Source organism: Flavobacterium sp. FG68 (genome assembly GCF_057808895.1).
In genome coordinates, this window is sequence record NZ_JBMDIY010000010.1 from 141,439 (window position 1) to 151,030 (window position 9,592).

Annotated in this window: 6 protein-coding genes; 3 read left to right on the forward strand and 3 right to left on the reverse strand. The window is 35.4% G+C overall.

Annotated features, from left to right (window positions below):
- The first annotated feature begins 4 nt into the window (after window positions 1-4).
- From ACODSB_RS08815 to ACODSB_RS08825, 3 genes are all read left to right on the forward strand, one after another.
- Complete coding sequence (locus ACODSB_RS08815) at window positions 5-910, forward strand: ribonuclease Z (RefSeq protein ID WP_488936765.1); 906 nt, start codon at window positions 5-7, stop codon at window positions 908-910.
- A gap of 185 nt (window positions 911-1,095) precedes the next feature.
- Window positions 1,096-1,740, forward strand: coding sequence for a pyridoxamine 5'-phosphate oxidase (pdxH, locus tag ACODSB_RS08820; protein ID WP_488936766.1), 645 nt, complete (start codon window positions 1,096-1,098; stop codon window positions 1,738-1,740).
- 173 nt (window positions 1,741-1,913) lie between these two features.
- A complete protein-coding gene (locus tag ACODSB_RS08825) occupies window positions 1,914-2,414 on the forward strand; it encodes a CAP domain-containing protein (RefSeq protein WP_488936767.1) in 501 nt (166 codons plus the stop codon).
- Window positions 2,415-2,541: 127 nt separating this feature from the next.
- On the opposite strand, the gene ACODSB_RS08830 is transcribed toward ACODSB_RS08825, so the two are convergent.
- The 3 genes from ACODSB_RS08830 to ACODSB_RS08840 all read right to left on the reverse strand — a co-directional run.
- Window positions 2,542-4,476 (reverse strand): OmpA family protein, encoded by a 1,935-nt coding sequence (locus ACODSB_RS08830; protein WP_488936768.1) that lies wholly within the window; start codon window positions 4,474-4,476, stop codon window positions 2,542-2,544.
- Window positions 4,477-4,488: 12 nt separating this feature from the next.
- The gene (locus ACODSB_RS08835; protein ID WP_488936769.1) at window positions 4,489-5,406 is read right to left on the reverse strand and encodes a PorP/SprF family type IX secretion system membrane protein; all 918 of its coding nucleotides are present in this window, start codon (window positions 5,404-5,406) and stop codon (window positions 4,489-4,491) included.
- Window positions 5,407-5,559: 153 nt separating this feature from the next.
- The coding region (locus ACODSB_RS08840) for a T9SS type B sorting domain-containing protein (protein WP_488936770.1) at window positions 5,560-9,592 on the reverse strand (4,033 nt) is incomplete at its 5' end.

The window sequence follows — 9,592 nt, forward strand, 5'->3', positions numbered from 1 at the left end:
TAAAATGAAATTAACAATACTTGGCTGTTACGCCGCAACTCCCAGAACACTCACTAACCCGACTTCGCAGGTTTTAGAAATTAAAAACCGTTTGTTTTTAATTGATTGCGGCGAAGGAACTCAGGTTCAGCTTCGAAAGAATAAGATTAAATTTTTAAAAATTAATCACATTTTTATTTCGCATCTTCATGGAGATCATCTTTATGGATTAATTGGTACTATTTCGACTTTTTCTCTTTTGGGAAGAACAACTGATTTGCATATTTATGGTCCAAAAGGAATTAAAGAACTCATTCTGCTTCAATTAAAATTGACAGAATCCTGGACGACGTATAATTTGTTTTTCCACGAATTAGAGTCGAAGGAAAGTGAGGTTATTTTTGAAGATAATCGTGTTATTGTAAAAACGATTCCGCTGAAACATCGTGTTTATACCAATGGTTATTTATTTCAGGAAAAACCGGGAGAACGAAAGTTAAATATCGAAGCGGCTCAGCAATATAATATTCATACGGCTTATTATCAAAAAATAAAAAACGGAGGAAATGTTACGCTTGATGACGGAACTGTAATTGAGAATGAAAAATTATCTTTTGACCCAATTCCGGCTATGAGTTATGCTTTTTGTTCGGATACGGTTTATAATGAAGATGTGATTCCGATTATTGAAAATGCCGATGTTTTGTACCACGAATCTACTTTTTTAGAATCTGAAGCTCCTTTGGCACAAAAAACACTGCATTCAACAGCAAAAGAAGCGGCGAGAATCGCTTTAAAAGCAAATGTGAAGCATTTGGTTTTAGGTCATTATTCAACCCGCTACGACGGGATTGAGCGTTTTAAAGAAGAAGCCGAAGAAATTTTTCCAAATGTTATTTTGGGAGATGATGGGTTAAGTTTTGAATTTTAATCTAAGGTTCTAAGGGACTGAGGTACTAAGATGCTAAATTTAGGAACGTGAACAACGGATGTCACCCTGAGCGAAGTCAAAGGGCTTTTGTGGCACGAGGGGCTTCGACTTCGCTCAGCCTGACAACCTTAAACCTGAAACAAAAAAATCTAAAATCTAAAATCAACAATCTAAAATAATAAATCATGAGTGATTTAAGCAATTATAGAAAATCTTACGAAAAGAGTGAATTATTAGAAACTAATATTCCAGAAGATCCAATTAATCTTTTTAACCGCTGGTTTCATGAAGTGGAGGATTTTGGCGGAAGCGGTGAAGTAAACGCCATGACGGTTTCGACAATTGGTTTGGATGGATTTCCAAAATCTCGTGTGGTTTTATTAAAGAAATTTTCTGAAGAAGGATTTATATTTTATACGAATTATGATTCAGAAAAAGGAAAAGCTATTACGGCAAACCCAAATGTTTGTTTGTCGTTTTTTTGGCAGGAAATGGAACGTCAGGTTATTATAAAAGGGATTGCGCAGAAAACTTCTGAAATTATTTCGGATAACTATTTTGATTCCCGACCAGACGGAAGTAAGCTAGGTGCGATTGTTTCGCATCAAAGTGAAGTTATTCCGTCGAGAACTTTTTTAGAAGAGAATTTAAAGAAACTGGAAGCTAAATTTGAAGGAAAACCAGTTCCAAGACCTGATAATTGGGGCGGATTTATTGTAACGCCGCTGCAAGTAGAATTTTGGCAGGGAAGACCTAACAGATTACATGACAGAATTCGATATACAAGTCAGTCTGATTTTTCATGGAAGATTGATCGTTTATCATCTTAATTGTAAGATTTTTATATTGTTTTAAAAAATTTTAATGCATTTCGTCGATTATTTTTGTAGTTTACCGACAAATTGAATACGTTTGGACAATAAAACAGAGAAAAATTGTCACATAATAATTTTTAAAGAATTTGCCCCAACATTTACTTTAAAGCATTAAACTACTACAGATTATGAAAAAAATTATGTGCGCCATGGTGTTCATTGTGATATCTATCACAATGAACTCATGCTCTGCCGATGGCGCCGAAGGGAATGAAAGTAGTACTGCAACACAACAGGTAATTACTGACTATAACTATAATGCATCTGAATTGGAAACAATGCAGTTAATAAACGATTACAGAGTAAGTATCGGCTTAAATGCATTAGAAAAAATTAATCACATTTCTTATAAGTGCGAAGAGCACAACAAATACATGATCGACAATAATGTTGTTAATCATAATGATTTTGTGTCTCGTTCTAATAATATTATGAGCGTTCTTGGTGCCAAAAAAGTGGGCGAGAATGTAGCTTACAACTACAAAACATCTGCAGCAGCAGTAAAATCATGGCTGGAAAGCCAGGGTCATAAAGAAAATATTGAAGGAGATTATACTCATTTTGGTATTTCGATTAGGACAGATGCTGCCGGAAGAAAATATTACACAAATATATTTGCTAAAATTTAAAAGAGAACATTTGAACTGGTTGGTTAGTTTTCGTTGCATTTCTTGAGTGTGCAGCGTTGTTTTTTTAAAAAAGCTGTCTATAATAATAGACAGCTTTTTAATTATAGATTGGTTTGGTTTTTACAATTTATAATCCGGTAATGATAAACTCGCTTCGTCTGTTCATTTGGTGTTCTTCTTCTGTACATTGCACTCCATCAGAACATAAGTTTACCAGTTGCGTTTCTCCATAACCTCTTCCGGTTAAGCGATTTGTAGGAACTCCGTTGTTTATAAGCCATTCTATGGTTGATTTTGCTCTTCGGTTAGATAATGCTTCGTTATATTGATGAGAAGCTCTGCTGTCTGTATGCGAGCGAATATCTAATTTCATTGTTGGATTTTGTTTTAAAACATCCAGAATTTTTTCTAAATCTAAAGCGGCTTCGGTTCGAATGTTAGATTTATCTAAATCAAAATAAATCCTTTTAATACCAAAACATTTTCCTAAATCGTCTCCAACAACAACTTTACAGACCGATTTTTCTAAAGCAATAGGAAGATCGGTTTTTCCGCTTTCTTTAGAAATCGTTACACTGACTTCTTTAGTGGCATATTCTGGTTTCTCTGCGCGTACATAATAGGTTTTTCCACATTCGACAGCAAAACTGTATAATCCGGAAGCATCTGCAACAGCAGAGTTTTTTATTCTCTGCATACCGTCATACAAAGTAACTTTTGTTCCGGGAAGTATAATTCCCGTTGCGGCATCAGTAATTACACCACTTAATTCCTGTACGCATTTTAAACGTTTAGTTTCTAAAAACTTATAAATATCATCAGAACCAACACCGCCGTCTTTATTAGATGAAAAATAACCTCTTCTTGAAACGGGATCGATAATGTAGGCGAAATCATCTTTAGGAGAATTAATATCGGCACCTAAATTTTGAATATCATCAATAGAACCATCTTTTTCAATTTGGCCTACAAAAACATCAAGTCCGCCAAGTCCGGGATGCCCATCTGAAGCAAAATAAATTTCGTTTTCATTGGTTACATAAGGGAACGTTTCTTTTCCTTCGGTATTAATTCCTTTTCCTAAATTTTCGGGAGAACTAAAACCGCCGCTGGCATTAATGTTTACTTTGAAAATATCAGACTGTCCCATTGTGCCCGGCATATCTGAAGCAAAATATAATGTTTTTTCGTCTGGACTTAATGCAGGATGTGCTGTGCAGTAATTATCGCTCGTAAACGGAAGCGCAGTTACGTTTGTCCATTTTTCGTTTTCGAGACTGGCTTTATAAATTTTTAATAAAGTAACTTTATTGGCATCTTTTCCTTTTTTACCATCAACAAAGTTATTTCTTGTAAAATAAACCGTATTTCCATCTTTAGTAAAAACTAGTGAAGATTCATGAAATCTTGAATTTACGGTAGATCTGATTTTATTTACTTTAGATGTTGAATCGTTTTGAGAACTTGTGTCGGCATCATAAATATTAGTAAAATATTCGCCTGTCCATTTGTGTTTTCGCTGACTGAAATTTCCGGTGTCTCTTGCAGATGCAAAGTATATTTTATTATTGTATACAAAACTTCCGTAATCTGAATATTTAGAATTAATTCCGGCATTTTCGATTTTATAACGTCCTGAATTTGCTTTAATTTTATCAAGATAATGTACGTTTTCTCTGTAAAGTTTTGCTCTTGAATCATTTTTGAATTTTGCATTAAACTCTTCAAGAATTCTATTGGCTTTGGCTGTTTGCCCTGTTGCTTTTAGAGACTGTGCATATCTGTAATAATATTCGGCTTCGGGAGAAGTGTTTATGCCGAATAATTCATCATACCATTTGACTGCTCCTTCAAAATTAGAATTGAAGTAATAGGAGTCACCCAGTTTTCTGTACAAAACCTCAGACTTATATCCTTTTGCTGCTACTCGTTCGTAGGTTTTAATAACGTCAACGTAGGCGTAGTTGTCGTATTTTTTGGCACCAGCGTTTAATTTTGACTGCTGGGAATAGCTGGAAAAAACATTTAGAGTTATTAAAATAAGAAGAGTAAAATTTTTCATAACTATTATTTTTTAAAAGAAACGTGGAGTTACCATTTTGCTGGTGTTTTTAAAGAATTCGTAACGCAGGTATATTTCATGCGATCCTGTGTTGTAATTATTTAGCTTTGTGGTTTCCCGGTCGTAACCATATCCTAAATAAAGTCCGTCTGTGATTTGAAATCCAACAATGCCGCTTACAGATGCACTCCATCTATAAGAGAGTCCTGCGACAAATTTTTCGAAAAACATAAAATTGGCAGAAATATCGACCTGCAGCGGTGCACCCTCGACCATTTTCACTAATGCGGCAGGTTTGAATTTTATGTATTGTAATTTGTCAAGGTCAAATACGTAACCGCCCATTAAGTAATAATTGATTTTACTTTTATAAATGGCATAGTCGTTATCGTCAAATTTTTTGGTTTCGATAAAATTTGGAACAGATAAACCGATATAGGCTTTATCTGAATGCCAGTAAATACCTGCTCCAACATTTGGTGAAAATTTATTATCTAAATCCTGAAATTGTGGATCTCCCTGAGTTTCCGGATTTAGTTTGCTAATGTCTAAATTGAATAAATTGGCACTTCCTTTTATACCAAATGAAAGCTTGAAATCTGGAGATGTTTGAAGTGTATATGATAAATCTGCAGAAATAGTAGTTTCATTTGTTGGTCCAATTTTATCATTTACGAGCGATAAACCCACTCCTAAATTGCTGTTATTTATTGGCGAATTTGCAGAGAAACTGGCTGTTTGCGGAGCTCCTTCTAAACCTACCCATTGTGTTCTGTAGAGACCAAAGATGCTCAAAACTCCTCTGGATCCTGCATAAGCCGGATTTACATTTATAGCATTGTACATATACTGAGTATACTGTGAATCTTGTTGTGCATAACCAGAAATCGTTACAAACATAATGACGAAGAAAAATAATTTTGTTCTCATAGTAGATGTGTATTATTGATTATTACTCATTGATTTCTTAATTATTTTCCAATCAAAAAGTCAATATTTTGTTTATTCAAAAATAAGAAATTTTTTACTATTTTTGCGTAATACATTATATAAGAGTGATTTATGTAATGTATTACTTGTTTTTTATTTTGACAGATATAGATATCCATCTTCCTTATTATTTTGAATTTCATTATTACCATTTAATGATTTATAAGTAAGAATGTAGAAATAAGTACCTGATGGCAGTCCGTCAGACTTATTAACAGTGGTTCTGCCTCTGGAAGTTCCATCAAATGCATTGGTTGTATTATTGTAATTTGAAGTTTCAAATACTAATATTCCCCAACGATTATAGATTTCTACTGTATTTTCAGGATAACAGGTTAAATCATTAATACTGTCAATTACGAATACATCATTTATTCCGTCACCATTTGGAGAGAAAGCATTATGTACTAAAATATTTCCACAGGCTAAAACGTGGCAGTCATTGTTAACTTCCATATTTAGCAGTACACTTCTTGGACAATTTTCATCGGTAATTTTATATTCGAATGTATAATTGCCAAGTGTTAAACCAAACGGATTAAATATATTTCCCTGTAATGCATTAGTTTCGTTTGTGTCAATCCATGTTCCGGTTATTGGTGTGCCTTCCGGAAGCAAATTAGACAAGTTTATTAAGCTGGAGTCATCATTACATGATTCACTGGTTATGTTTACAATTCCATTTGGAACTACAGTTATGGTTACCGTTGCAGTATCGCAATTTTCGGCACTTAGTTTATCACAAATACGGTACATGTAGGTATAAGTTCCGGCTGGTGTTAAACTTGAAACGGTAACATTTCCTTGATTATCGATTGTGATATTTGGATCTGTTTTGGCATTGTTTTCATTTTCTGCAAGCAATGTAAAATTGACTAGTTCAAGTGTCGCAGGAAGCTGCCCTTTGAAATCATTACTCAATACATTTCCAACTAATCCAAAGGTATTACAGCCAATGTTTGCATATACATCATCATTTGCAAAAACTGGAGTAGGAGGCTCAGGTTCAACAATAATTACTGTTACAATAGCGGTATCACAGTTTCCGGCATCGGCATTTTCACAAATTTGATACGTTAATGTGTACGTTCCTGCGGGAGAATTTGGAGCCACATCTACAGAACCATCAGGATTTAATGTTATGGTATTTGTTGGATCTGGTGTTACTGTTGTAAGTGTAACATCAGCAGGATTTACAGGATCATTATTTAAAGTATCATTGTTGTATACATTTACAATGTTTGTTACTCCGGCTGGTGCTGTAATTGCCGTCGGATTATCATCATTTGCGACAATTGCAAATGTTGGTCTGGCAATACAATACGGATCTGCCGGTGGATAATTTACAGTTATGGTTTCACTTGGATTAACTGATATCGTTAAATTAACTGTAGGACGTAATGATTCAAAACCGTCAGCGCCCTGAATCCATTTATTGTTTTCGAAAATCCATCCCGGCCAGTCAATACCATTTCCAGCTTCATTAACCACAGCTCCCGGCCATAAAACACGACCGCTAAGTGGTAAATTAGTCATAGTGGTTATTACAGTATTTTGTGCATTTGCCCAAGCTATTGTTACACCATTTACCGGAGTGAAATTTCCGGGTGTTACTACATAATCAATGTAAGGAACATCGTTTACACAAATTGGTGTTGCTGTTACAGTCATAACTGGTGCCACAATAGTAATTGTTACTGTTGCAGTATCGCAGTTTGAAGTTTGGTCTGCTTCACAAATTTGATATATTAATGTAAGTGTGCCAACAGGAGCATTTGGTAAAACGTCTACAGAACCATCTGGATTTAGTTGTAAAAATTCGTTTGGCGTTACTGTAGTAATAATTACGTCAGAAACCGTTACGGCATTCCCTTCAAGTGTATCATTTACTAGTACATTTAGAACATTTGTTGTAGTATGATTAACGCCTGCAAGAGGTCCGGCAGAATCATCATTGGCAACAATATCTCGGTATTCTTTACAGTTTATTCCAAAATCATTATCTAAATGAACTAAATCTTGCGGAGTGACATTTACGATATAACTGCTTGGACTAGTTGTTGAGCATACCGTGTGCATTTCAATTTTACTCGTTTTAGCGGATGCTTTTTTATCAGCTAAATTTGGAAGTACTTTTACAAGTCCAGTTGCGCCTAAGGCAGCAGCCATAGCATCCAGATTTCCATCTTTCACTAATTTAATAGTATACTGACCATACGGATTTTCTGTATTTGGTCTGTCTCTCCAATATCCTTCAATTCCTATAATTACTTCTTTATGATAACCGTTTGGTCCGTCAATTATAACATTTGGACTTGCTGCATTTCCAAAACCTCCGGCGTTTAATTCACCAACGTTTGATGGGCCTTGATAGCTTCCGTCTCCATTAAAATCGATCCATTCCCATAAGCTGTAGTCGATTCCGCCACCTGAATCAGGAACATTTTTAGTCACAATGCCATCATTGTTAGCATCGTACCATTCGTCCTGAATTCCGTTGCTGTTTACATCATACCAAACATAATCGCCTAAAACTGGTAGTGTAGAAGATCCATAATTAAATGTATGTTCCTGGAAAGTACAATCTTCAAGAACTGTGAAGAATAAACTTGAATCTGTTGGATATAATTGATAAACACTATTTAAAGTTGCATCTTGCACTTGAACTAAATAACTTCCGGCAGACATTCCTGTGAAGCTGTACCCGCCATCTGTTCCGGTTATGCGTAATAAAATTGGCCCTGTTGTAGTTCCTTGCGGAATCAAAGTCACCATTACATTTGCAATACCAGAGTTGTTGTTTACATTCATCACATAACCTGATATTTTTGTAGAATATTCAGGCTGAGTGATAACAACAGTTGTAGTTGCTGTACAAGTTTGATTTTCACCATTTACAGCAGATATTGCTGTAAGTGTATAAGTTCCGGCAGGTAAATTAGTATTGCCAACAACTTCATTTTGATCATTTGTAATAACTACAGTTGATCCCGGAGAATTAGTTACTAAAATAGAACCATCGCTTTTTCCAAAGCAGGTAACATTAGTAGCTACGCCTGTTACAGAAACTTTATTTTCAACAGTAAAGGTTTGAACAAGTTCTGTTTTATTTCCAGCACAATCTGTGAGCGTATATGTTCTGGTTAAGATATAAGCATTTCCATTACAGCCGCTTCCTCCGTTATTAGAATCACTAATTGTAACAGTTACTGTACTGCTGCAATTATCTGCTGCATCTATAATAACTTGCGGATTTGGTGCCGGAATGTCAATAATGCTTTGTAAATCTGTAACATCATCCGGAGCAGTTCCTGTTGGCGGAGTTGTATCTCTAACCGTAATAATTTGAGTATGAGAAACGGTGTTGCCGCCACAATCACTAGTAGTCCATTTGCGTGTTAAAGTATAATTTGTGCCGCATTCGTTAAGAACATTGCTTTTAATTTCAGAAAATACGATTGGTAAGTCTCCGCTGCAATTGTCAGAAGCTTCAAGGTTTGCAGGTTCTGGAACAGCATCACAAGAAACAGTAATATCAGTTGGAAGATTTCCAGTAAAAGCTGGAGGAGTTGTATCCTGAATAGTTATTATTTGGATAAAACTATCGGTAACATTTCCGCAGTCATCTTTTGCAATCCAACTATTGGTATACGTTCCAGCATTTGAACATCCTTCAGAAGCTGAAAATTGTCCGCTTGTTTTTTCATAAGTAACGACTGTACAATTTGCAGTTGCAATTGGAGCTTGATTTTGAGCGTTTTCTAAACCCGCAGCATCACTACATTGTAAAGTTGCATTTAGAGTTCCTGCCTGTGTAACCCAAGTTGGCGCTGCAGTATCCTGAATTGTAATTACTTGAGTAAAAGTAGTTGAAGTATTGTTACAGCTATCTTTTGCTGTCCAGGTATTCGTATAAGTTCCTGTGCTTCCACAGCTTCCTCTTTGCAGTTCACCAGTTGTTTTAGTATAAGTTACGGTTCCATTGCAATTATCTGTTGCAATTGGTGCCTGAGTTTGAGCATTATTGAATCCTTCTGTATCGGCACATTGTAACGTTACATCTAAAGAACGACTTTGTGTTGCCCAAGTTGGAGCAGTAGTATCTTGGATCGTAATAATCTGCGTG